We start from the raw sequence: 20812 nt of genomic DNA, 5'->3' as shown, positions 1-20812 counted from the left end.
AAGAGCTTCCGCAAACTGAACGCACCACAGCTTGTCGGAAAAGTAGCGCGCGGGACGAAGTATGACAATGGCAAAGAGATGAGGGTCGCCGCCTAGTATCTTTTTACACACCTATTGACAACGGCTCTTAGCTCCTGCCATTTGGCCAACAATTTTTCATGGATCGAGTTGAATTGATCGGCGCCTGGAAAACGCTCTTCAAGCCAGTGCCACTGGACCACCGCGGCTTCGAGCAGGGCCGTCGGTGTGTCGGCGTTGTACTCGAGCAGTTTTAAGTGATCGCCGTCGTAGGCGAGATCGAAGCGGCCGTAGAGCGCCGGCGGTTCGTCTTCCCAGGCTTGCTTGATGATCGGCACCGCTTGCGGCGGGATGGCCAACTCGTCAAAGCGATTTTTGTCGATGATGTGCTGCGCCGCTTGCAAGCACATTTCATGCAGCTCGTTAGTCGCTAATTCGATGCGATCGATTTCTTTGGTTTCGAACGAATAATAGGCCGCCTCGTTCCAATAGGGCTGGTCACCGGTGTGATGATAGATCAGGCCCAGAGCTTCGACCTTTTGTTGCCAATCTGGGCGGGGCGCCGTGGATACTCTTTTCATCGTCTCAGCTCGAAAAGACTAGCTGGAGATGCTGCCGCCGCGGCTGACGAAGGCTTTGCCTGTGGAGCCGAAGCCCCCGCGCGGCACCCGGCTTGAGTTAATATAGTTGGTTCCCTGGCGCGGTATGTGGCCGCCGCCGTAGGCGAGGTCGCCGGGATGGTAGCCGCCGCCGCCATAATAGTAGCGATACACGTGATGGGCTGTTGAATGGGAGCCGCGCTGCTCTGCCGGCTGCTCACACAAGCGGTCCTCAACGACAACGTCGTGGTTGTCGACGCAGCGCTTGGCTTCGACCCAATCGCCGCCGTCGTCGCTGCCGCCGCAGCCGTTCATGAAGGTGGCGGCGAGCGACGAAACCAGTACTAGAGTGACGCGCGCGGATTTTTTCATTGCGCTATCCGTGGGTGTAGCCCAACGTGACGGCGACGAACAAAACCGCTTTGAACAGCGCCGCGGCGATGTTGCGTTGTATCATCACCTCGTCGCTTAGTTGCGAAGAGCGAAACGTCACCCGCTCGGAGATCCAATGGGCGAACAACACCAGCACCAGCCAAACCGCCAGATACACGAGCACCACGGTCAGGTCCTGCTGCCAGCCGCGCGATGGCCCGCTGATGACCGCGCCGCAGACGATGCCTCCCGACAGCAGAAAACCGCCCAGCGATACACCGACGGCGAGGTTTTGTTGATCGAGCTGCTCGTCCGTGCCGCGAGCGACCAGGCGGTAGACGAACGCCAGCACGATGAGCAGCAGTTGGCCGATCACAAACCAAAGTGCCGCCAGCCACAGACCGTTTTCCCAATCTAAGAACGCCCCGGCGATCACGTAGGCGCTCGCCAGATAGGTCGCGCCTTCGACCAAGGCCACCGCAACGTTTTTCTCATCGATCACTTCGCGATTGTTGCTGAAGTGATAAAGAATGAACCATTCGTTCAAGAGCCGTGAAAGATAGATCAAGACGACGGACAGCGCCGCATGCTCGACAAAGTCGACAAAGCCGGAGTCCCCCTGGGCGCGGCTAAAGATTCCCAGCAACGTCAAGATGACCGCGATGGTGAACAGCGCGTAGCGCACGCCGAGCGCGGCGTTGTCGCGGAACATCATTTCGTTGACCGGATCGTAGCCTTCGAGCTTTCCGGTGACCCACAAAAAAAGCCACCAACGCAGCGAGCAGCACCAAGATGCCGGCAGCCAAAGAGAGCGGGGCGACAATCACGTTTTGCCAGTCCATGCGAAGGTTCCAATCTAGGCGCGGCTCTGTTGAGCGAGCCAGAGTTCCGTGCGATGTTGCGCAACAGTATGAATGACGCTGGCTAATAATGCCAATGCTACGACAGTCCTAGAACCTGTGCTGGAGCAAAGAACGTGGCAAATTATTCCGAAACCATCGGCCGCTTTGCGAGCGGTCTCACACTCGACGCTGTGCCGTCCGCTGTCGTGGACAAAGCCAAGCTAGTGTTGCTCGATACTGTGGGGGTGGCGCTGGCGTCAGCCACCATGGATTTCGGCGCCATGGTCACTGCGGTGGCAAAACAACTGGGCGGCCCTGCGCTGAGCCGGATCATTGGCTCCGCGACAAAAGTGGCGCCGGCCAACGCGGTGATCGCCAACGGCACCTTGGCGCACGGACTCGACTACGACGACACTCTCGAGGAAGCGATCGTTCACACCGGTTCGTGCGCCTGGATGACGGCGTTGGCTGTGGGTGAGGAAGCCGGCGCGAGCGGCAAAGCCGTCTTGGAAGCGGCCATCGCCGGCACGGAGGTCATGTGCAAAGTTGGTCTGGTGGCGCCGGGAAAATTTCATGCGCGCGGCTTTCATCCGACCGCGCTCTGCTCGACCTTCGGCGCCGCCGCGGCGGCTGGCAAGCTCTACGGCTTGACTAGTGCACAGTGGAGCGATGCTTTCGGTCTGTGCGGCAGCCAAAGCTCGGGCATCATCGAATATCTTGCCGACGGCACCTGGACCAAACGCTTGCATCCCGGTTGGTCGTCCCATGGCGGTATCGTCGCGACACTGCTGGCGCGCCAGGGCTTTCGTGGTCCGGCAAAAGTCTTTGACGGCACCCACGGTTTTTACCGTGCCTTCGGCGGTGAGAACGACTATCGCTTTGAAAAGCTTACTGAGCTGGGCAACGAATGGGAAATCCCCAAGCTCGCATTCAAGTCGTACCCCTGCGGCTCGATCTCCCATCCGTACATGGATTGCGCTCTGAAGATTAAGCAAACGCATGCGCCGGCACCCGAAGCGATCAAAGAAGTTATCTGCCGCACCGCCGAGGGACCGGTGCATCGGCTGTGGGAACCGCTGGCGGATAAGCAAGCGCCGGTGAGCTCCTACGGCGCCAAATTTAGCCTGCCGTTTAGCATCGCCGTCATGCTGATCCGCGGCAAAGCCGGCCTGGAAGAGTTCTCAGATGAGGCGATCCACGACCCGGCTCTACTGGGGTTAGCCAAAAAAGTTCGCTACGTGCTCGATCCGACCATCGACTATCCGCGCCATTTCTCCGGCCATGTGAAACTGTTTTTGAATGACGGCCGTGTGCTCGAACAGAATCAGCCGCACCCGCGCGGCGGCCTGGAAGATCCGCTGCCGCCGAGTGAGATCGAGGCCAAGTTTCGCGCCAACGCCGGGCTGGTTTTGCCGGCGGACAAGATCGAGCGGATCATCGGTTGCGCGCGCGCCATGGAAGAATTGCCATCGCTGCAACAACTAACTGATCTGTTGACGGCCTGAACCGGGAGTTTTTCGGATGCCATGCAGCTCTGCCGCGGCGCTCGGTGCGGCGGTACGCACACTGATCATCTGCGTTCTCTTCGCCGCCTGTGGCGGCGAAGAGTATTGCCGAGCGGGTTATGCCCCTGTTGCGCGCAGCGGACGGGCATGGCGGAGCGGGCCGGCGCGGGTGAGCCAGTGCACCGCCAAACCCACTAGCACTATGCCGATCCAGGTGGCGACGCCGCTGACGATTTTAGGGTCGGTGGAGCCGAAGAGCCAACCCAAATCTTCGCGGCGAAAGCGGCCGAAGACACCGATGGTTTTGATGCCAATAATCCAGCCGGCGTGCAGCCCCATGGCAAGATACAAAGTGCCAGTGCGCTCGAAGGCGTAGCAGAGAATCACGCCGATGAGAAACAGGCCGAGCAATCCCGGAAACAGGGTACCGATATCGAGAAATGGTCGGAAGGACGCCGCTAAATGAACAAAGCCAGCCCAGGGGTCGAGCTCGGTCAAAGGCGCATCGTCGGCGGGTTGCACGAAATGAACCGCAGCAAAAAACAAGTTGGCCGCTAGATAGCCCGGCAACAGACCGAGATCGTGGCGCAGGCCCTTGAAAACGATGCCGCGAAAAAAAAATTCCTCAAAGAAGCTGGCGCCCGCGGCTGCCAACAGGGCGTTGGCGCAGCGAGAAAGGATCACCGACCAGTTGTGGCGCAAGCCGGGAGTGTAGGTGTCGTTCAAAGTCATGGCGGCGGCCAACAAAATCATCGAAACCAAGGCGAGCAGCGTGCCTTTTCCCACAGTGGCGCCGGCATGGTCGCGCGGTAGGAGGCCCAACTCGGTGGCCGGACCGAGCCTCAGCCAACGGCGGAAGACGATGAACAAGACAATTCCGGAGATCATGAAGAACCGGTTGAATATCCGTGAGTAGGGGTATGCCTCATAGGAAACACCGAAGTAGGAGCTGCCGAACCAGTGCCAAAAAAACGCCGCCCAGGGGCTGAGCAAAGCCGTCAAAGCCAGAGCCGCCAATGCAAAAACAAAAAGGCGTTGATAGGTTTTCATGAGTCGGGAAGTGTGAGTTAAATTGTTATAGCAGGTCTACTATGGCGAACGAAGATATCGAGCGTTTAAAAGGCAAGGTGGCGTTGTTAACCGGCGCCAGCCGCGGCATTGGCAAAGCGATTGCGCGCCGCTATGTCGAAGCAGGCGCGCGGGTGTTTATCTGCGCGCGCGGGCCTCATGATCTCGCGTCAGCCATCGATGAGATCCGTGGCGTGGGCGGTGAGATTGACGGCGCGGCGGGTGACATCAGCCAAATCGCCGACGTGCAGCGCATCGTCGCGGCCGCGCAGGTGCGCTTTGGCGCCGTCGATGTTTTGGTGAACAATGCGAGCATCCTCGGGCCGCGCGTGCCAATCGCCGAATATCCCGAGCGCGCTTGGCAGCAGGTGATCGACGTCAACCTCACCGGGTTATTTTTGATGACCCGGGAGGTTATGGGATCGATGCTGGCACGGCGGCAGGGCTCGATTATCAACCTTAGCTCCGGCGTCGGACGCACGGGCAAGGCCCGTTGGGGCGCCTACGCGGTTTCCAAATTTGGCGTCGAAGGCTTTTCGCAAGTGTTGGCTGATGAGCTCAAGGGCAGCGGCGTTCGGGTGAATGTGGTCAACCCGGGCGCCACGCGCACCGCCATGCGCGCCGCCGCGTACCCCGACGAAGACCCGCTGACCCTGCCGATGCCGGAAACCCTTGGCGAAATCTTCGTTTATTTGGCCTCAGACAAAGCGGCGGGCGTTCACGGCAGGTCGTTGGAAGCCCGGTCGCCAAGAATTGACCTGGAGGGCTAATCCGGGTAGAGATCGGACAAACTATGCCGTGGCGAAAACGAAAGAGCGTGGAGAGGAGAGTTCCCTATCTCCTCATGGTCGCGAGCGTGCTGCTTGCCGTCGGCTTAGGTGTGCTGATTGGGTACAGCACTTGGGGGACGACTGCTTCGGTGGTGGAAATCGTTGAACGTCAGCTCTCACGCACCCAAACCCGCATCGAAGCGCTCGAAAAACGCATGGGTGCGTTGGAAAGGAAAGGCGGTGGCGAAAAAGTCGATACTTCAGCGTTCATAAGCAGCCCCTTTGGCGTTCCAGACGTTCCCAGCAACGCGCCGCAAAATCCACCAACTAAAAACAAAAAATGAAGCATTTGTTGATCGCCGTCCCATTCCTTGCTCTGTGGCTGTTGTGCGCCGTTACGGAGGCGCAGGAGCTGAAGAAGATCAAGATAGGCTATCCGGCCATCTCCTATAATCAAATTCATATCTGGATCGCCAAGGACGCCGGCATTTTTCGCCGCCATGGCCTTGATGCCGAAGTGATCTTTTTTCGCGGCGGTCAGATGGCGACCCAGGCACTGGTGGCCGGCGATCCGCCGATTGTCAACATCGGCACGGTCGTCCAAGCGGGACTACAGGGCCACGACGTCGTGCTGATCGCGTCGTCGGAGTCTTCCTACAACTATTCGGTGGTGGCCAAACCTGGCATGAGCCGGGTCGAACAGCTCAAAGGCAAGCGGCTCGGTGTCAGCGGCTTCGGCTCGGCATCCCACAATGCTGCGCTGATATTGCTGAAGCGGTTTAGTCTTGAACCGACCAAGGATGTTGCGCTGGTGGTGGCGGGGCCGACGATGGAACGGTTGGCGGCGGTCGATACCGGGCGCATCGACGCCACGATTCTTACGCCATCGGAAACGCCGCGGGCGCGGCGTCAAGGGTTGGTCGAAGTCTTCGACATGCTCGAGCTGGGCATCGAAGTGCAGGGCAATGGCTTTGCCACCTCGCGCGGCTTTATCAAGAGTCAGCGCGCCACGGCGCTGAGCGCGCTCCGTTCCTATGTCGAGGCGATTCACTTTATCGGCAAGAATAAAGAGGAGTCCAGGCGCATCGCCGCCAAGTACATGCGCACCAATGAGCCGGACGTGCTCGATGCGACCTACGAGTGGTTCGTCAAGCGCGTATCCAAGCGGCCCTATCCCACCTTGAAAGGCATCCAGTATTTGCTCGACGAGGTGGCGCCGACCATTGCGCAGGCAAAAAACGCTAAGCCGGAACAGTTCGTCGACCTAAGCTTGCTGCAGCAATTGGAGAAAGACGGTTTCTTCACTGAGCTTGGCCGGCGCTACCAGTAGTTTTTCCTCCAGGCAAATAATCGACACGGAGGTGCGACGATGAACCTGAAAATCGGCCAGAAGTTCCCTGACATTGAGCTGCCGGATCAGGATGGACAGGCGGTCAAGCTGTCTTCATTAGTGGGGAAATTCCCCTTTATCCTGACATTTTATCGTGGCTACTGGTGAGGGAAATGCCAGGTGCAGTTGCGCCACTACGTTGAACTTCAAGAAGAGCTGGCGGTGAACTATTGCAAACTAGCGGTATGCAGCGTCGATGCGCCGATCGTCAACGACGCCTTTCGCACCGGACTGGGTGCCAAATACCCGTTCTTGAGCGATCAAGATCGCAAAGTCGTCACCCTGCTCGACATGACGGAAACCTCGAAGACGCAGGGTGTGACCGCCATGCCGCACACGTTTTCGCTGCTGCCCGATCTAACGATTCATAATCTATACAACGGCTATTGGTATCTTGGCCGGCCGACACTCGATGAACTGCGCGCCGACATGCGCGCCATGCTACGCATGGTTCGCCCCGATTTCCTCGGGCCCGAGGGATAGTCGTTCAGCGTTCTCAGAGTCTGGCGCGCAATTCGCGCGGCGGCACCCGATCCTTGAACCGTGACCCGCTTGCCGGTAAGGTTTTGCCATGGGGATTACACCTGAAGAGATAAAACAGATCGTCGGCAAGAGCCTGCCGGTGCAATTGATCGAAACCCAGGACCTCACCGGTGGCGGCGATCATTGGCAGTTGATCATCGTTTCGCCGGCCTTTGACGGCAAGGGCTTGCTCGAACAGCATCGGATGGTGAACGACGCGCTGAAAGAGCCGTTGGCGGACCAGCGCATCCATGCGCTAGCGTTAAAGACCTATAGTCCAGTGCAGTGGGAAAAATTGGGCGCCTAACCAAGGAGATAGATAATTATGGCTGAAGAAGTCTTTTCCAAGATCGACGACAAGGTCAAAAACAACAAAGTGATGCTCTACATGAAGGGAACGCCGGATTTTCCGCAGTGCGGCTTTTCGGCGCACACGGTGGAAATCCTCAAATCCTACGGCTTTCCCTTCGCCAGCGAAGATGTGCTGGCCGACCCGGCGGTGCGCGAGGGCATCAAGCGCTACTCCAATTGGCCGACGATTCCGCAAATTTATATCGACGGCAAGTTCGTCGGCGGCTGTGACATACTCCATGAGTTGCATCAGCGCGGCGAGCTCGAACCGATGCTCAAAGCCGCCTTCCAAAAATAGCCGGTTCATGAAAAAACCCCGGAGCTGAGATGAAAGATCCGGGACCGGGGCAAATTGTAAAGAGATGAGAACCTGACGGTTCTCGACGTTTCAGCTGCCAATGTCAATCTGGAAGTCTTTGAATACAGAGGATTGTGCAACCGCAGTGGCCGCAACGCCATGGCCGATGGGATTCCAATGCCCGTCGTTTGGATATTCGAACCGCTGTGATTCACGGGCGAAATGCTCGATGAACATGGGTTGAAGATCGACAACCGCATATCCGGCGCTTAAGCCCTTGCTGATGAACTCCCGCCGCATTTGCCCATAGTACGATGTCTCAGCATCGCGGAGTGCGATGGGGTCATAAATTTGCGGCCGCATGGCGTCGACCAGCAAGAGCACACGCTGCTTTGGCAGTCCGCTGTAGGTTGGCAGGTCGCGAAAAAAAGCATCGATGGCGCGCGTCGAATCCTCGATCACGTCGGCGGAAACCACGGCCAAGGTGTTGCCGACGTAGTCGGAGGGCGCTGCCCAAAACGCATGAATCCTCTGCCGAATCTCCGCCACGCCAAGATTCAAGAGCAGGTAGCGCACTAAAGCGCTCTTGAAAGCCAAGCGATAGCGCGTCGAGGTATAGTCGAGGCGGGTTAAACGTAGGTTACCATTGTCGTCGGGAGCATAGTAACTGGCGCCAGCTCGGTTTTTGTATTTGAGCAGGCTCTCGTTGAAATCGTTGGCCACCACATTGATGATGAGAAAGTCATTTTTGTATTTCTCGCTAGCGTAGCGCGCCCAGACGAGGTACTGGCTCAGCGGTGCTCCGGAAAAGCCAAAACTGTAGACCCGCAACTTCGCGCGCAAGGTGTCGGCCAGCCGGCCTTGCAGGGTTTGCGCGAAAGGCACCATCAATGCTTCAATGTAAGAGTCGCCGACGACGGCCACCAGCGGCAGCAGCGCATGCTCATAATAGTCTTGGTCGTTAATGAAGCCGTCGTTGTTGACGCGAACCTTGTTGTGGTTCTCCAAGCGCCATCCGGCTGAATAGGTGAGATTGCGATTGGGCAGGTTACGAGCCACGGGGTTTTGCTCGTTTACCGGCATCGGATAGGTGTAATCCAGCACCGGCAGAAACCGCAGCAAGACTTCCAATATCAAACCTAGTGCGCTGACTGCCAGCGCCAAGGCCGATAGTGGCAAAACACTTTCCGCGTGAATCGATGGCTCATATCCAGTTGGAGACGCGGAGCGCAGAGAGCTCATAAAAGAGACACTAACCCCTCTGCGCCCCCGCCTCGATCCTCCGTGATGCATCTTTCGCCAATTCACGTACGGGCGGGAACCTCTACCTAGTGCTTTAGTAACTTACTTTGCCTGTCGTTGGAAGGCGGATTGCGACTTTGCTTCGCGCTGCTACGGGTGTGGCATTGTGGTCTCGGGCGTGCGTCCGTGTTAGGCTCGGCGCGATTATTGACGTTGGGGTGGTTGATTTGGTCTAGAATTCCCCGCAGCTTATTGGTTTGTATGCTGAACTGCATGGGTGGCTCCCGGTAAATCCGATGTCCAACGCTGGCGATTTTCTGCGCACCGTCTCTCTGTCTCAGGATTTGGAACGCGACACGCTCGAAGCGTTGGTGCCGCTGCTCGTGATCAAACGATTCAAGGCGGGCGAGGCGGTCTTTCGCGAGTTGGATAGACCTGATGCCCTCTACGTGGTCGAGCAGGGCCGCTTGGCAGCCAGCAAATATGTCAGCGGCGAGACCGATATCGTGCTGACGCGCTTTAACCCCGCCGATTTTTTTGGCGAGATGGGGCTGTTCGATGCTGAGCCGCGCTCGGCATCGGTCTACTGTGAGGCCGATGCCGTATTGTGGAAACTTGACCGCGATGTGTTTCACTCGCTGATCAACGATCGGCCTGAGATAGGTGCGCGCATTTGTTATCGGTTGGTAACTGTGTTTATTCAGCGCCTGCGCGCAACTAACGAGCAGGCGCGAGAAGCGGTGCGTTGGGGCTTGGAAGCCACCGGTTTCTCGCCGTCCGACGACGCATCTTCCTTCGGCCGCCGCTCCACTTGACGCTGCCATGGCCGAACCCGCCAAGCTCGAATTTCTCACGCGCAATCGCGAAAGCGGCGCCTTCAAAACCCTCGAGATTGACAGCAGCCAAGTCTACCTGCAGTTTCGCCCCAAGCGTTTGCCGCCCGCGGATTGGGAGCTGCGGCCGCAGCCGCGCGGTGCCGATGGCAAGGAGAATTTTGTCCTGCGCAGTACCCGCCGCGACCGTTATCTCCTGCTCAACGAGCGAGAATATTTCCTTTGGCTGCAGTTCGACGGCGCGCACTCTTTGAGCGAGATCGGGCGCGGCTTTCACCATCGCTTCGGCGCCTTCGACTACGCGATTATCGGTCAGTTCATCGGCAAGCTGCACAATGCCGGATTGATCGAGGACTTTGGCGAGCGCGATCTGCGCACGCGGGGCGCCGGCTTTGAGCGCGGCGGTTGGTTCACCGCGCTGAAGCAGCTGGCGCGGCGCTGGCAGCGGCTATCGTTTCGGCTGTCGAGCGCCGATCGCTATTGCGCGGCGGTTTACCGCGGCGGCGGTTTTTTGCTGTTCAATTGGTTTGCCTTGGGCGCGATCATCGCGCTCACGATTGCCGCCATGATGGCTGCGAGCCATTTGTGGCGCGAGGCGAAAACCATCTCGGCTCGTCTGGTGGGCGCGCCGTGGCTCAGCGCCGGGACGATCGCGGCGACTCTGCTCCTGGTCTCAGTGCTGCACGTCTCGGTTCACGCGCTTGCGTGCAAGGCTTACGGACGGCGCGTGCGCGAGATCGGCTTCTTTTTGCTGCAAGGCGTGCTGCCGACTTTTTATGCCGACGTCACCGATATCTTCATGGCCAGCCGCAAAGCTCGCATCGTCGTTGACTTGGCCGGGCCGCTGGTCGAAGTCGTCGCCGGCAGCGCGGCGTTCTTAGGAGCGTACTATGCGCCGCCCGGCGTCGGCCAAAGCCTATTGTTTGCGATTGGCATCGTGCTGTGGGAAGGGGCGCTGCTCAATCTTTACCCGTTTAACTTCCTTGAAATGGACGGTTACAACGTGCTCGCCGACTTGCTCGCCATGCCGGCGCTGCGCCAACAAGCGCTGGGTTTGCTATCCCGGCACGCGACCGCGCGCAGCGAGCGCCGCCAAGCGGTCAATTGGATCCACTGGGCGTATCTTGTCTTGTGTTTCCTGTCGGCATTGGTTTACGTTGTGCTCCACTTGGATATGATCGGCATCACGCTTTGGAAAAATTGAACCACGCTCCCGGTGCAAGGAGGCCGTTGCGCTCATGGTTAAAATATTTTCGGCGCTAGCATTTTTCGCCGTCTGTTTTTCGGTGTTTTCGCTAGGATATGCCCAGCAAAGCGCTGGCAGGCCGGAAAAGAAAACTCTCGACATCGCCGTCGCCGCATTCGCCCACACGACGATGCCGCTGTTGATCGCCCACGAAGCAGGCTATTTCGCCAAGTACGGCGTTACCGTGAACATCAGCGCGGTGAGCGCTAGTGTGGCTGTCCAAGGGCTGATTTCCGGCAAGATCGATATCTATCAAGGCGGCTCGGCGGCGATGATGGCGGCTTTGGCCGGCGCCGATATCATTTACGTTGCCGCCGGCGTCGACAAAAGCTCCCTCATATTGTTCGGGCAAAGGGGCATCACCAGTTTAGAAAACTTGCGCGGCAAGACTGTTGCGACTACGTCACCTGGGGCCTTTGGCGATATCGCCATGCGTATGTCGGCTCGGAAGAGCGGCATGGAGATTCCCAGGGACATCAAACTGATGTTTCACGGCACGCCGGCGCAGGCGTTTCAATCCTTCACGCTGAACCATGCCGACGGCATGATCAACACGCCGCCGCAGACCGATCTGGCCAAGCAGAAAGGCTACCCAATCATCATCGATTACTACAAAGAAGGCTTGAAGATCATCGGCCCTGGGACGGCGGTGACGCGCGAGTTTACACAGAAGAATCCCAACACGGTGAGAGCCTTTCTGATGGGATTGCTCGAAGGGGTCAAGCGGGCGATCGACGATGAGGAATATGCTAGCAAGCTCGAGTCGAAGTATTCCAAAGTCACGGATCCCAAGATTCTCGCCGACAACTATCAGCAAGGCCTGCGGGTGTGGAACAAGGACCTGACCATCGACCCGGCGGCGATTCGCATCGTGTTGGAGAACACGCCCGATGGAAAAGGTAAGGACGCCGATCCGAAACGGTTTTACGACAATTCGTTCATTCAGGCGATCAACCGGGATTTCGCTTCGAAGTTGTTTCCGGGGGAAGTGAAGTAGGCAGCGGAGGAAGGCACGAGGCGTGAGTAAGGAGCGCGATGAATCGCGCCCCAATACAATACGCCCCCAGTTTGCACCTTTGCGAGAGACAATTGGATTACGTCCGCTTCGGTTCGTAGACAATCGCCTGTTTAATCGCAGCGTCGATCTGGGTTGCCATGGGATTTTCGATTTCCTCGGCGATGTGGCCGATGGCGCCCAGCGTGCGACCGATCAAGGCGAAGGCTTTGGTAATTTGCCATGAGAAGCCCATGTCGAGGGCGATCGCCGCGATCGCTCCCGTGACATTGACCGGGATCAACCGTTTGCGCCGTTCGGTGGAAAGCTTCGAGAGGCACTGAATCAACTCGCAGTATTTGCCGTAAACGCCAGTGTCCTTGGCGATGTTGAACAACGTCTCGGCACGTGGATCGCCCTCGGCGTGGGTCCGGTGACCGATACCGGGCATGCGCTGCTTGCGCAGCGTGTAGTCATCGATAATCTTAGTCGCAATCTCATCGTATTCAGGATTTCTCGTATCCCGCGGCAAGGCGTCGAGCAGCATCTTTGCCGACCATTCGGAAGAGCCAAGATGCACGCTGCCGGCGCCACAGAGAGCTGCAGCCACTGCAGCTTGAATCGCTTCCGGCGCGCAGTGGTAGATCAAGCGCGCAGCGACCACATGGGAGACCATGCCATGCTCGACCAGGATGACCAACAAGGCGTCAAGCATTTTCGCTTCGTTCGCCGTCGGCATACGCCCGCGCAGCATGAGCGAGCACATATCGGTAAAGCTGATCTTGCCGACCAATTCTTTGTTCAAATCGTAGCCGCGCACGAGAATGCGATGAAGCTCTGCTTTGCCGAGACCTGTAACGATTTTCGCTTGTTCCGCCATCGAATGATCCTCCGTCTGAATAATGTGTTTCACCTATCATCGATTGCGCTTGAAACAAAGGAGTACCTCGCCACCGAGTCGTGTCATCTCTTTGCAACTCCGTGACGCGATTTGCCAGGGCTTTTGCCGTCAACTGCTCTCCGCGACGGATTAATAGTGTCTGGAGGAACGATGGTCGCAAGAAGCTCCAGGCCAAGTGGGGCGAGTTGTTGGGGAAGATGGGCAAAGGCTAAGCCCATGCATTTCCGATCGATGGTTTTGTAGGGGCAGGCGCCGGTGCCTGCCCAGGTAGGGGCTAGCGCGGCGGCAGCGGTGCCGGGCCGGAGAATAGCTTGTAAAAATCAATGGACTCGGCGTCGCGCGGTGTCTCGCGAATCGCTTTGGTCAATTCGTCAGCCATCATCGGGCTGGCTTCTTCAGCGACCACCTTGCGGTGCTCGGCGAGAAACTCCGGGTCTTTGAAAGTCTTGCGCATCGCTTGCTCGACGATCGTGACGCGATCTCTTGGCGTGCCTGGTGCGAGCACGTAGGGTGAGCCGGTTAGGCGAAAGATGCGCGCCAGCGCGAGCAGCCTCTTTTCTTTTTCGGACTTCACGAAGCTCTCAAGTTCGGGCAAGTGGCTGAAACGGGGAAACTTGAAGCCCTTCGGAACTTCGAGAATCGCGTGAAAGTCCATGAGACCCTTCTCCACCCAATCGGGATTGCGCTGCATCACTGAGGTCGCCGTGTTGGCCCGAGCGTCGACTTCGGCGCGCAGCAACGCGGCATCCAATTCGGGTGCGGAGTAGCCTGGGATGAATTTCGGGTCCTTCAAATCGAGAAAGTAGGTAAATAATCGAGCGGCGACATAGGCGCTGTGTCCGACGGTGCGCGCGCCGACGCGGATGCCGGTGGCGGACTTTAGTTTTTCCAGGTTGTTCAGGCCGAGTTCTCTACGCGTGTAATAAACGTTGTGGCTGGAGCTATCCGGTGAGCCGACGTAGTGAAATTTATCGATATCAAAGAGCACACCGTTTTCGCGCAAGATGCCGAGGCCGATCACGCTGCTGCTAAAGGCGCCGATGGTAAGCCCGTCAGGTTTGGCGACTTTCGCCATATGATTGCCCACCTGGCGGCCGCCGCCGCCGTCCATGTATTGCACGAGGATCGACGGATTGCCCGGGATGTATTTTTTCAGAAATGGCACCATCGACTTAACCCGGTTGTCGCCGATGCCGCCGGGCGCGGTACCAGCGACAATGAGAATGGTCTTGCCCTGATAATAGGGCGTCTGGCTAAATCCAAAGCGCGGTGCCATAGCCGCGGCGATGGTTAGGATGGCCAACACTACTAGGGTAAGATCGCTCTTCATGACCGGCGCCCCTTGTCTATTTCGATGATGCGAGCTTCCTATCTTATATTGCAAAGAATGTCGACGCAGTTTATTTGTGAAATTTAGCTTGTCTTTCGGAGGACCGATGGAAATCAAACACAAACTGATCAGCGCTGATTCCCACTGCGGGTTCGATCGCAACGATTTTGTCGAGCGCATGTCGAAGGTGAAGTGGGGTGACAAGATTCCGCAGATTGTCGAGGTGGAGTCTAAAGGGGAGAAGATCGACCGCTGGTCGGTCTATGGCGAGCCGCGCCACGGCGACGTCGGGAACTGCCCGGTGTTGATGACCGGCCCGTTTCCGACCTATCCGAAGCGCTACGCTGAAATACCCGCTGCCTATCACGACCCTATCGCCAGATTGCCTGCGCTCGATGCCGACGGGGTGGATGCCGAGGTGCTGTTCCCAAATCCGCCCGGCGGAACTTTTTATGAGCCCGGCGACGCTCACTATGAGTTAGAGGTGGTGCAGGCCTATAACGACATACTTTCTGATTGGAAGCGCGCGAGCGACCGCTATGTGCCGCTGGCCGCGGTGCCGTACCTGAGCTCGCCTCAAGCGATTAAGAAAGAATTTGAGCGCGCGGCGGCGAACGGTCACCGCGGTATCAATCTCCACGGCCAGATGCCCAAGGGATTGCCGCATATCACAGACCCCATTTGGAATCCGGTTTGGGAAGTTTGCCAGGAGTTGCAGCTCCCATTGCATTTCCACGGGTCCGCCGGACTAAGCGCCGGCGCTTCGGTGCGTAAATGGGATGGCTATTCGGTGCGCCAGGCGCATTCGGCGCAGACCGCAACGTCGGCGGTGACGCCAGCGCAGATTGTGCCGCAGTTTATTTTTCCCGGCATCACCGAGAAATTTCCCGGCTTGATCTTGGTTTTCCCTGAAGCCGGTGTTGGCAGTTTGAACTATGTCATCGCCGCCTGCGATCACGAATGGGAAAGCCGTCATCTTTGGACCGAAGGCATCATCACCCGTCCCAGTGAAGTCGTGCGCCGGCAAATGTATGTGAATTTCTGGTTCGAGGCCGAGGGGATCAAACTGCGCGACGACATCGGCGTCGACAACATCATGTGGGAGTCGGACTTTCCGCATGTAGCATCGTACTATCCGCACTCTTGGCGTGAGGTCGAACGGGTGCTCGAGGGCGTGCCGGAAGCGGACCGGCGTAAAATGCAGTACGAAAACGCCGTGCGGTTGTACAAGATCGACGCGAAACTGCCGGCGTAGTGACCGCGGAGAATTAACCGCAAAAGGCGCAAAATCGGATCCGATGTAGGGGCGGGTTTGAAACCCGCCCGCCGGGGCTTAGAGGAAAACTTTCATGAACTTGAAGTATGGCTTCATCAGTGTCGACGATCATGTGCAGGAGGTGCCGAATCTCTGGGCCGATCGCGTCGAGAAAAAATTTCGCGACCGGGCACCGCGTTTGGTCGCTAGCAAAAATGGCGGCGAGCAGTGGCTGCTCGATGGTCAAGTATTGCTTGACGGCCGCGCGGCGCGGGCCGGAGCGTTGCTGGTCGATCGCAATGAAGATCCCAAGCGCTGGGCTGATGTGCCGGCTCCAGTATTCACGCCCGCTGAACGGTTAAAGGCGATGGATTCGGCTGGTATCGACTACTCGGTTCTCTATCCGACGGTGGCAGGTTTAGCCGGGGAAGCTTTTGGACGGCTGGATGATTCTGAGTTGGAGCTTGCCTGCGTGCGGGCCTACAACGATTGGCTGATCGACGAATGGGCGAAAACGAGCGAGCGCTTTATTCCACAGTGTCTGGTGCCGATTTGGCCGGTGGAAGCGGCGATCGCCGAGGTAAAGCGTGGTGTCGGCAAGGGCCATCGCGGCGTGATTTTCCCATCGCTGCCGATGCATTTGCGCAAAGTCCCTCACGTCAGCGGGCCGGAATACGATCCGTTCTGGTCGGCCTGCGAAGAGTTGAGTGTGCCGGTCTGTTTGCATGCGGGTGCGTCACCGGAGTTGCAAACGCCGCTGCCGCCGAGTGTCAAACCGACGTTGGCCGCCGCCATGGATGCCGCCACCAAGCCGGTGTCGAGCGTGTTTGTTATCTCGCTCTATTCTTTTTCACGGGTGTTGCTCCGTCACCCGAAGCTGCGCTTCGTGCTAGCCGAGAGCGCACTCAGTTGGGGCATGCTCTATTTGGAATGGGCCGACCACCAGTTCGATCATGACGGCCTCTCGCGCGAAGGGTACGATCTGAACCCGTCACAGATGTTTAAACGCCAGTGCTTTTTTAACTCCTGGTACGATCCCATTGCGCCGTTCACCGACTACATCGGCGCCGATCATATTATGTGGTCGAGCAATTTGCCGCTCGCCAACTCCACCTGGCCGCGCACGCAGGAAACCATCGATCATTGTTTCAAGGGGGTAACGGCAGCGGACCGGGAGCGAGTTCTTTGGAAGAATGCAGAGAGGTTGTATCGATTATAGCTATTTAGCCGCTTTGGAGTTGAGCGGAGTTAGAGAACTCATCGATGAGTTATCCGAATGACATTTCAGTTTGTGCGTTATGTGGAGACAATGCGAGGGTTGAGCCCCAGCCCAGCAGAGATTCTTACAATGTAACTTGCAATAGATGCGGGATGTATTCCGTTCCGGGCATGTTAACGCGCACCGTCTTGAAAGGCCAAGACTCTGACTACGAAACGAAAGAGCTTTTCCCGTTTCTCAGAGCGTACATAAGGCAAGCCAATTTGCGGAGAGAGACTGTTCAGTTGACCGCGGACAATTGGCGAACTTTCGCGTTGGCTCATGAGGATGTGCCGTTTGTCGAAAAATCCGAGAAACTTTTAGATCTGATCATGAGACGGTCGAAACCTGGTGAACCAGCGAATGTGACTCCATGGAAGGATTTGTCTTTGGTAGATGCTCAAACCGAAGCCGAATTAAATTTTTTGCTTCAGCACTTGGTTGAATTGGACTTCATAAAGCATGCAGGGGGATTTGATTACACGCTGAGACCGAAGGCGTGGGAGCGATTACAGGCGAAACCTGTTGGGGGCACGCCTGGACGATGTTTTGTAGCAATGTGGTTTGACGAGTCGATGAATGCCGCATACGACGACGGTGTTTATCCTGCGGTCAAGTTAGACTGCGGCATGGAACCAGTTCGAATCGACTTGCTCCCGCACAATGATAACATCGTCGATAAAATCATTGTGGAGATTCGAAAGTGTCAGTTCATGATCGCAGATTTTACGGGACACCGAGGTGGGGTATATTTTGAAGCCGGGTTCGCCAAGGGGCTAGGGCGCGAAGTCATCTGGACATGTAGAGAAGACGACTTTGAGAATATTCACTTCGATATCGCTCAGTTTAGTCATATTGTTTGGAAAACCCCAAGTGAACTTCGATCGCGACTTGCGAACCGGATAAGAGCTACCATCCGGGGTGTGGCTTAGTTTTAACCAGATAAATCCCGGAAAAGAGACTCTTCGATTGTCGCGAAAGGCGCATGCCGTCATGTGGAGTGTGTCTTCGCTTCGTACCTGTGAGTCGATGGAAGAATATCAAAACGACGCGCAGGTGGCTGACCGTATGCGCAGCACCGCTTCCTGTTGAAACTGGCTCTTGTAAGTATCGATCACCTCGCGGATCGACTGCTCAGTGGCCGCATTGTCGGGATGTAGCAGCAAGAGGACATGGGAATCTTCGCGGACGATCTCGCCGTCACTGCCGCGCCACTGGCCCGAGGCACGTGATGACGTGAGACCTTGGGGAAACCGCGGTGTGACGGTATTTTCCAGGAATCCCGACCAGTCGTCGGGTGTAACGACGCCGTTGGGTTTCGCGGTGCCGAAGTAGAGCGAGTCCTGGATGGCTAGCGTGTCGCCGTCTTTGCAACGCACGATGTAGGTCGAGCCGCAGGCGCTGAAGGTAGTGGCGACGATGGCGAGAATAGCGAAGCGGAGAAGGCGCATTGTGATTCAGGAAGCTCTGAGGGCCGGATTGTCACAGAGTATAATTGCGGCCCTCATAGAATCAACGCTTTGCGAATGGGTATCAGGTCAAAGTTCAAACCCTTTCGGTTCCGGGTCCGAAACCAAATCAAACGCATTCAAACTGCAGGAAATCATCGCGTAGTAACCGATCGTCGCGGTAAGGTCGACGATGGACTGGACGCCGAGCCGGTCACGCACTGCGGAAAACGTGGGTTCGCTCACCCGATGGTTGCGCAGCAATTCATGCGCGTAGCGGATGATCATCGCGTCTTCTTCGGGAAACTCGGTGGGCGGCTTGCGCTGATAAATCGCTTTGATCGTCGCCGGGCTCAAGCCGTTGCGCTCGGCGTTGCGCACCTGGGCCGACCACTCGTGGCGGCACTCTAACTCTCGAACTGTCACGGAGACGGCGAGCGCTTTGATGCGCTGGTCGAGCTTTGCTTCGAAGCGCACATAGGCGCCGAGCTCGGCGGTGTGATGGGCGATTGACGGCACGTGGAGCAAGGCCGGGAAAACGCCGCGCACGGCGCCGCGGCTTTTGACGATACCGTCATAGACGGCGTGATGCTCCGCGCTCAATTGTTCTGTGGTTTCAACGAGTGGAATACGTGCCATGGCGTTCCCCTCAGGCAGCAACAAGATACGATATGCGTTTTCTACTCGACATCGCGGCCGATACGCAACCAATGGCGGCGTCGCTCAGTTGACAGGTCAGGTGGCATCGACTACCCTCGCCAAAGAAAGAAAACGATAGCGAGTCTCAGTCCTACGGGAGGAACGATGGCGTACGATCTACTTATCAAGAACGGCACAGTGGTGGACGGTTCGGGGCTGCCCGGGTATCGCGGCGATGTTGGGGTGAGCAGCGGCAAGATCGTTGAGATCGGCCGCGCCAATGGCACAGCCAAACAGGTGATTGATGCCGATGGTTTAACCGTGGCGCCGGGCATCATCGACAACCACACTCACTATGACGCCCAGGTGATTTGGGACCCGCTCTGCACCTACTCCTGTTATCACGGCGTAACCACAGTCGTGATCGGCAACTGCTCGCTCGCTCTGGCGCCGGCGCACAAGGAAGATCAAGCCAACCTCGCCGGGGTTTTGTCCCACGTCGAAGCGATTCCGCTGGAGGCCATCAATGCGGGCGTTAAATGGACCTGGGAAACCATCCCGCAGTACATGGACACCCTGGACCAGCGGCTCGGGATGAACGTCGCGACGCTGATCGGCCATTCCGCAGTGCGCCGCTACGTTATGGGCGAACCCTCACAAGAACGACAAGCCACTCCTGAAGAAATCGCCAAAATGAAAGCGATCGTCCGTGAAGGCATCGAAGCGGGCGCCATCGGCTTGTCTTTCGAGCGCAACCCGCGTCATTTCGATTGGGATGGCAAGCTTGCGCCGAGCAATCTCGCCACCGATGAAGAGATCGTCGAAATCGCCGGCGTCCTCGACGAAGTCGGCCGCGGCGTCATCCAGTGCGGCGGCGATCGCAAGCTTGGCACTAAAGTCGCCATGTCGACGCGCTGCCCGGTTTTCTACGGCAATATCACACAAGCCGCCATCGCTCCTGACCGCTGGCGCAATCAGCTCGACGGCACGGTCGAATTGATGCGCCAGGGCCACCGGGCCTATCAATTCGTCATGCCGCGGCCGGGCGATTTGCGCTACACGCTCAAGACGGCACAGCATTTCGATGCCATGAAAACTTGGAAAAACGTCATGCTGCTGCCGCTGGAAGCGCGCATGGCGGCGTTCCGCGATCCGGAAACGCGCGCCAAGCTGCACTTCGAAGCGGTCGAAACGCCGGTCAATCCGAACTTTGCCGGCGACTTCACCCGCCGTTGGGATTTGCAGTTCGTTTTCAAACCCGCGCTGGCGAAAAACCAGCACCTCGTCGGCAAGAGCATCGCCCAGATCGCCAAGGAGCAGAACAAAGACGTGCTCGATGCGTTTCTTGAATTAGCGCTGGAAGAGAAACTCGAGACTGAGTTTGAGCGGCGCGAAGTGAACAGCGACGAAGCGGCGATGAAAGCGCTGCTAACAAGTCCCTACACTGTCATTGGTCAGTCGGACGGCGGCGCGCACGTGGTCTTCCGCACCGATTATAGCTACTCGACCTACCTGCTGTCCCACTGGGTGCGCGAGAAGCAGATCATGCCGCTGGAGCAGGCGATCAGCAAGCTGACGTTTATTCCTGCGAATCTGTTTGGCATCTACGACCGCGGGCTGCTGCGCCCCGGCATGGCGGCAGACATAATGATTTTTGATCCGAAGACCATCGCGCCTTTGGAACCCGGTGAAGCCCACGACTTGCCTGGAGGCGCCAAGCGGCGCAAACAACTCGCTAAAGGCATCGAGTACACGGTGGTCAATGGCCAAACGTTGATCGAAAAGGGCGAGCACACCGGCGCGTTTCCGGGCCGGGTGGCGCGGAGCGCGCGGCCAGCGTAGGAAGATAAAAGTGGAATCAGGAAAGCGGAAAAACTGAAACGAGAAGAAAAGGCGGACCTGGGTGTCCGCCTTTTCTTCTTAACGCGGGC

24 protein-coding genes are annotated in these 20812 nt (G+C 57.6%); 15 read left to right on the top strand and 9 right to left on the bottom strand.

Annotated elements, in window-relative coordinates; genetic code table 11:
- Positions 1-92: 92 nt before the first annotated feature.
- Genes FJ145_21980 through FJ145_21970 form a run of 3 tightly spaced genes read right to left on the bottom strand, consistent with a single transcriptional unit; the run spans position 93 to position 1749 of the window.
- Complete coding sequence (locus tag FJ145_21980) at positions 93-599, bottom strand: glutathionylspermidine synthase family protein (GenBank protein MBM4264078.1); 507 nt, start codon at positions 597-599, stop codon at positions 93-95.
- An 18-nt stretch (positions 600-617) separates the two neighbouring features.
- Positions 618-989: a hypothetical protein gene (locus tag FJ145_21975; protein MBM4264077.1), complete on the bottom strand. Its 372-nt coding sequence runs from the start codon at positions 987-989 to the stop codon at positions 618-620.
- Positions 990-993: 4 nt separating this feature from the next.
- A complete protein-coding gene (locus tag FJ145_21970; GenBank protein ID MBM4264076.1) occupies positions 994-1749 on the bottom strand; it encodes a DUF350 domain-containing protein in 756 nt (251 codons plus the stop codon).
- 216 nt (positions 1750-1965) lie between these two features.
- Between FJ145_21970 and FJ145_21965 the strand changes: the two genes are divergently transcribed.
- Entirely contained in the window at positions 1966-3336 is a 1371-nt protein-coding gene (locus tag FJ145_21965) for an MmgE/PrpD family protein (GenBank protein ID MBM4264075.1), read from the top strand.
- A gap of 117 nt (positions 3337-3453) precedes the next feature.
- On the opposite strand, the gene FJ145_21960 is transcribed toward FJ145_21965, so the two are convergent.
- Complete coding sequence (locus tag FJ145_21960) at positions 3454-4386, bottom strand: CPBP family intramembrane metalloprotease (GenBank protein MBM4264074.1); 933 nt, start codon at positions 4384-4386, stop codon at positions 3454-3456.
- A 41-nt stretch (positions 4387-4427) separates the two neighbouring features.
- On the opposite strand from FJ145_21960, the gene FJ145_21955 reads away from it, so the two are divergent.
- The 7 genes from FJ145_21955 (at position 4428) to grxD (ending at position 7735) form a co-directional block, all read left to right on the top strand.
- The gene (locus FJ145_21955) at positions 4428-5174 is read left to right on the top strand and encodes an SDR family oxidoreductase (protein MBM4264073.1); all 747 of its coding nucleotides are present in this window, start codon (positions 4428-4430) and stop codon (positions 5172-5174) included.
- Between the two features lie 74 nt (positions 5175-5248).
- A complete protein-coding gene (locus FJ145_21950; GenBank protein MBM4264072.1) occupies positions 5249-5518 on the top strand; it encodes a hypothetical protein in 270 nt (89 codons plus the stop codon).
- Positions 5515-6504 carry an ABC transporter substrate-binding protein gene (locus tag FJ145_21945; protein ID MBM4264071.1) on the top strand — a complete coding sequence of 330 codons (990 nt, stop codon included), beginning with the start codon at positions 5515-5517 and terminating at the stop codon, positions 6502-6504. The genes FJ145_21950 and FJ145_21945 overlap by 4 nt, the downstream gene beginning before the upstream one ends.
- 39 nt (positions 6505-6543) lie before the next feature.
- The gene (locus FJ145_21940) at positions 6544-6672 is read left to right on the top strand and encodes a redoxin domain-containing protein (GenBank protein MBM4264070.1); all 129 of its coding nucleotides are present in this window, start codon (positions 6544-6546) and stop codon (positions 6670-6672) included.
- A gap of 12 nt (positions 6673-6684) precedes the next feature.
- Positions 6685-7047: a redoxin domain-containing protein gene (locus FJ145_21935; protein ID MBM4264069.1), complete on the top strand. Its 363-nt coding sequence runs from the start codon at positions 6685-6687 to the stop codon at positions 7045-7047.
- A gap of 88 nt (positions 7048-7135) precedes the next feature.
- Positions 7136-7393 carry a BolA family transcriptional regulator gene (locus FJ145_21930; GenBank protein MBM4264068.1) on the top strand — a complete coding sequence of 86 codons (258 nt, stop codon included), beginning with the start codon at positions 7136-7138 and terminating at the stop codon, positions 7391-7393.
- Between the two features lie 18 nt (positions 7394-7411).
- Positions 7412-7735: a Grx4 family monothiol glutaredoxin gene (grxD, locus tag FJ145_21925; GenBank protein ID MBM4264067.1), complete on the top strand. Its 324-nt coding sequence runs from the start codon at positions 7412-7414 to the stop codon at positions 7733-7735.
- A 90-nt stretch (positions 7736-7825) separates the two neighbouring features.
- Here grxD and FJ145_21920 read toward each other — a convergent pair whose 3' ends face one another.
- Complete coding sequence (locus FJ145_21920; GenBank protein MBM4264066.1) at positions 7826-8914, bottom strand: hypothetical protein; 1089 nt, start codon at positions 8912-8914, stop codon at positions 7826-7828.
- 359 nt (positions 8915-9273) lie between these two features.
- On the opposite strand from FJ145_21920, the gene FJ145_21915 reads away from it, so the two are divergent.
- From FJ145_21915 to FJ145_21905, 3 genes are read left to right on the top strand one after another with little or no spacing between them, the layout of a single operon-like run.
- Entirely contained in the window at positions 9274-9792 is a 519-nt protein-coding gene (locus tag FJ145_21915; protein ID MBM4264065.1) for a cyclic nucleotide-binding domain-containing protein, read from the top strand.
- 7 nt (positions 9793-9799) lie between these two features.
- Positions 9800-11014 carry a hypothetical protein gene (locus tag FJ145_21910; protein MBM4264064.1) on the top strand — a complete coding sequence of 405 codons (1215 nt, stop codon included), beginning with the start codon at positions 9800-9802 and terminating at the stop codon, positions 11012-11014.
- 34 nt (positions 11015-11048) lie between these two features.
- On the top strand, positions 11049-12053 hold the full coding sequence (locus tag FJ145_21905) for an ABC transporter substrate-binding protein (protein MBM4264063.1): 1005 nt from the start codon (positions 11049-11051) through the stop codon (positions 12051-12053).
- 97 nt (positions 12054-12150) lie between these two features.
- On the opposite strand, the gene FJ145_21900 is transcribed toward FJ145_21905, so the two are convergent.
- On the bottom strand, positions 12151-12930 hold the full coding sequence (locus tag FJ145_21900; GenBank protein MBM4264062.1) for a citryl-CoA lyase: 780 nt from the start codon (positions 12928-12930) through the stop codon (positions 12151-12153).
- 295 nt (positions 12931-13225) lie between these two features.
- Positions 13226-14281 carry a hypothetical protein gene (locus FJ145_21895; protein ID MBM4264061.1) on the bottom strand — a complete coding sequence of 352 codons (1056 nt, stop codon included), beginning with the start codon at positions 14279-14281 and terminating at the stop codon, positions 13226-13228.
- Between the two features lie 106 nt (positions 14282-14387).
- On the opposite strand from FJ145_21895, the gene FJ145_21890 reads away from it, so the two are divergent.
- The 3 genes from FJ145_21890 to FJ145_21880 all read left to right on the top strand — a co-directional run bounded on the left by FJ145_21890 (position 14388) and on the right by FJ145_21880 (position 17726).
- Positions 14388-15536, top strand: coding sequence for an amidohydrolase (locus tag FJ145_21890; protein MBM4264060.1), 1149 nt, complete (start codon positions 14388-14390; stop codon positions 15534-15536).
- A gap of 94 nt (positions 15537-15630) precedes the next feature.
- Positions 15631-16755 (top strand): amidohydrolase, encoded by a 1125-nt coding sequence (locus FJ145_21885; GenBank protein ID MBM4264059.1) that lies wholly within the window; start codon positions 15631-15633, stop codon positions 16753-16755.
- A 188-nt stretch (positions 16756-16943) separates the two neighbouring features.
- Positions 16944-17726, top strand: coding sequence for a hypothetical protein (locus tag FJ145_21880; GenBank protein MBM4264058.1), 783 nt, complete (start codon positions 16944-16946; stop codon positions 17724-17726).
- A 108-nt stretch (positions 17727-17834) separates the two neighbouring features.
- Here the strand turns inward: FJ145_21880 and FJ145_21875 are convergent, their stop codons facing one another.
- A complete protein-coding gene (locus FJ145_21875) occupies positions 17835-18245 on the bottom strand; it encodes a DUF3574 domain-containing protein (protein MBM4264057.1) in 411 nt (136 codons plus the stop codon).
- A gap of 87 nt (positions 18246-18332) precedes the next feature.
- Complete coding sequence (locus tag FJ145_21870) at positions 18333-18881, bottom strand: carboxymuconolactone decarboxylase family protein (protein MBM4264056.1); 549 nt, start codon at positions 18879-18881, stop codon at positions 18333-18335.
- Here FJ145_21870 and FJ145_21865 point away from each other — a divergent pair.
- Positions 18831-20723: an amidohydrolase family protein gene (locus tag FJ145_21865; GenBank protein MBM4264055.1), complete on the top strand. Its 1893-nt coding sequence runs from the start codon at positions 18831-18833 to the stop codon at positions 20721-20723. The two genes, FJ145_21870 and FJ145_21865, sit on opposite strands and share 51 nt — an antisense overlap.
- Positions 20724-20812: the final 89 nt, after the last annotated feature.

It is taken from the genome of Deltaproteobacteria bacterium, assembly GCA_016874755.1.
Taxonomy (GTDB): Bacteria; Desulfobacterota; Binatia; order UBA9968; family UBA9968; genus DP-20.
The sequence above is the reverse complement of the archived record's forward strand: the minus strand, read 5'-3'. Positions and strand labels throughout refer to the sequence as shown.

Coding starts and splice junctions, on each gene's coding strand:
- FJ145_21915 (MBM4264065.1), top strand. CDS start 9,274: ATGTCCAACGCTGGCGATTTTCTGCGCACCGTCTCTCTGTCTCAGGAT.
- FJ145_21895 (MBM4264061.1), bottom strand. CDS start 14,281: ATGAAGAGCGATCTTACCCTAGTAGTGTTGGCCATCCTAACCATCGCC.
- grxD (MBM4264067.1), top strand. CDS start 7,412: ATGGCTGAAGAAGTCTTTTCCAAGATCGACGACAAGGTCAAAAACAAC.
- FJ145_21930 (MBM4264068.1), top strand. CDS start 7,136: ATGGGGATTACACCTGAAGAGATAAAACAGATCGTCGGCAAGAGCCTG.
- FJ145_21955 (MBM4264073.1), top strand. CDS start 4,428: ATGGCGAACGAAGATATCGAGCGTTTAAAAGGCAAGGTGGCGTTGTTA.
- FJ145_21890 (MBM4264060.1), top strand. CDS start 14,388: ATGGAAATCAAACACAAACTGATCAGCGCTGATTCCCACTGCGGGTTC.
- FJ145_21885 (MBM4264059.1), top strand. CDS start 15,631: ATGAACTTGAAGTATGGCTTCATCAGTGTCGACGATCATGTGCAGGAG.
- FJ145_21870 (MBM4264056.1), bottom strand. CDS start 18,881: ATGGCACGTATTCCACTCGTTGAAACCACAGAACAATTGAGCGCGGAG.
- FJ145_21900 (MBM4264062.1), bottom strand. CDS start 12,930: ATGGCGGAACAAGCGAAAATCGTTACAGGTCTCGGCAAAGCAGAGCTT.
- FJ145_21975 (MBM4264077.1), bottom strand. CDS start 989: ATGAAAAAATCCGCGCGCGTCACTCTAGTACTGGTTTCGTCGCTCGCC.
- FJ145_21950 (MBM4264072.1), top strand. CDS start 5,249: ATGGTCGCGAGCGTGCTGCTTGCCGTCGGCTTAGGTGTGCTGATTGGG.
- FJ145_21940 (MBM4264070.1), top strand. CDS start 6,544: ATGAACCTGAAAATCGGCCAGAAGTTCCCTGACATTGAGCTGCCGGAT.
- FJ145_21865 (MBM4264055.1), top strand. CDS start 18,831: ATGCTCCGCGCTCAATTGTTCTGTGGTTTCAACGAGTGGAATACGTGC.
- FJ145_21945 (MBM4264071.1), top strand. CDS start 5,515: ATGAAGCATTTGTTGATCGCCGTCCCATTCCTTGCTCTGTGGCTGTTG.
- FJ145_21910 (MBM4264064.1), top strand. CDS start 9,800: ATGGCCGAACCCGCCAAGCTCGAATTTCTCACGCGCAATCGCGAAAGC.
- FJ145_21905 (MBM4264063.1), top strand. CDS start 11,049: ATGGTTAAAATATTTTCGGCGCTAGCATTTTTCGCCGTCTGTTTTTCG.
- FJ145_21980 (MBM4264078.1), bottom strand. CDS start 599: ATGAAAAGAGTATCCACGGCGCCCCGCCCAGATTGGCAACAAAAGGTC.
- FJ145_21960 (MBM4264074.1), bottom strand. CDS start 4,386: ATGAAAACCTATCAACGCCTTTTTGTTTTTGCATTGGCGGCTCTGGCT.
- FJ145_21875 (MBM4264057.1), bottom strand. CDS start 18,245: ATGCGCCTTCTCCGCTTCGCTATTCTCGCCATCGTCGCCACTACCTTC.